This window comes from Pisciglobus halotolerans, from assembly GCF_900113675.1.
Classification (GTDB): Bacteria; Bacillota; Bacilli; order Lactobacillales; family Carnobacteriaceae; genus Pisciglobus; species Pisciglobus halotolerans.
The window spans coordinates 1-1,477 of the sequence record NZ_FOQE01000080.1; the positions used below are offsets into that span (position 1 = coordinate 1).

A 1,477-nucleotide genomic window follows, 5' to 3' on the forward strand; every position below is an offset into this window, starting at 1 on the left:
AGCAAGAAGCTGTGTCTCGACTTACGCTCGACTGATCGAACCATTGTATAAGCTATAAGCTAAATAAATAGTTCTATTTTCAATTTTAGAGTAAATGCTTGTAAAAAGGTCCACTAATCAAATTGAAGTATCTCTAAGGTGGTTTTTAGTGGTTTTTAGTGGCTTTAAATTGATTTAAACTTGATAACTCTCCTGAATATTTCAATTCCATTTAGGAGAGCCACTATGTAAGCAAAAACTCCTTTTTTACCAAAGATTAAAGTAATTCAGCAGCCACATAAGCGCCACCACAACGATACCGGTAGGTACACTGGCATATAAATTGGTTAAAACTGTTCTAAAGGTTAGTCTTTGATTGGTTCGCTTGATTTCAGCGTTTAACTGCTTAAAGACTTGGTCCATGGTCTCGGTTATGGTCTGATTGATCTCGCTTAATTGGTGGTTGTTCTGGTTCATTTCGCGTTGAATCTTCGCGATTTCGGCTTTGTTTTGGTCTAAAAGATCGTTTAGGATCGTTTTCAGTTGTTTCAAGGATTCTGTTGATTGCTTTTGAGCTGTCTCGTTGAAGTCGGTTTGTGTAGTCTCTAAGTTGGTTAAGCTGCTGTTGAAGCTGTTCAGGACGGAGTTCGTCACTTCTTGAATCTCTTGTAAATTGTTCTCCAGATTGGCTTTCTCCAAGCTTTTCTGTTGCAGCGTCGCTCCGCTGTAATTCCGGATCTCGGTCAATACTTGAATCAGTTGCTGCAGGTCTTGGCTCGTTGCTTCCTGATTGTCCGGTTGCGGAATCTCTGCTTTCTGTTGGTTCAATGTGTCTTTCAAAGCCATTAAAAATCGTCTCCTTTTCATAATCACTGCCTAACTTGCTCGCCCTCACCTTTTTATTGGCGTTTAAATGGGTGTAGGTGATTGTTTTCCCTCTCAGTTTAACATCTACCCCATTTTCGTTTAAAAGCTCTGAGAAGCTCTTAAAATCGCCTGTACGACCCCTCGCCTGATCTACTACTTCTCTGATTTCGTCTTTCCAACTGCTTTTGCCTTTTTCTAATAATGATTTTTCAGCGGTGGTATAACGGACATTAGCCGGTGCTTCGGGAATCGTTAAACCATGTTCCAGGCAAATTTGATCGTTCGCGTCTTTCATTTCTTGAATGGCTTTGTGGCCATGGGCTTGAAATTTTAAACCAGTATCCATATTGACGCTATTAATCACTAAATGATTATGAATATGATCTTTATCGGTATGCGTATAAATGGCTACTTGGTGACCGGCAGCGACTTTTTCGGCTAATTGATAACCTAATGCATTGGCTTGTTCCGGAGTGACTTCTCCCGGCTTAAACGACTGAATCAAGGTATGCGCTTGGACTTTATCGTCTTTGCCATAAATCATGCGAGTAGCTTTCATTTGGGTTTTGGCGTAATTCACGTCACAATTGAAGCCGCTTTTGACCGTTGCGCGTGGTTCAGCGTAGTTAAT

The 1,477-nt window shown here is 40.8% G+C and carries 1 protein-coding gene; it reads right to left on the reverse strand.

What is annotated here, in order from left to right:
* Positions 1–385: 385 nt before the first annotated feature.
* The coding region (locus BM057_RS11445) for a relaxase/mobilization nuclease domain-containing protein (protein ID WP_092093903.1) at positions 386–1,477 on the reverse strand (1,092 nt) is incomplete at its 5' end.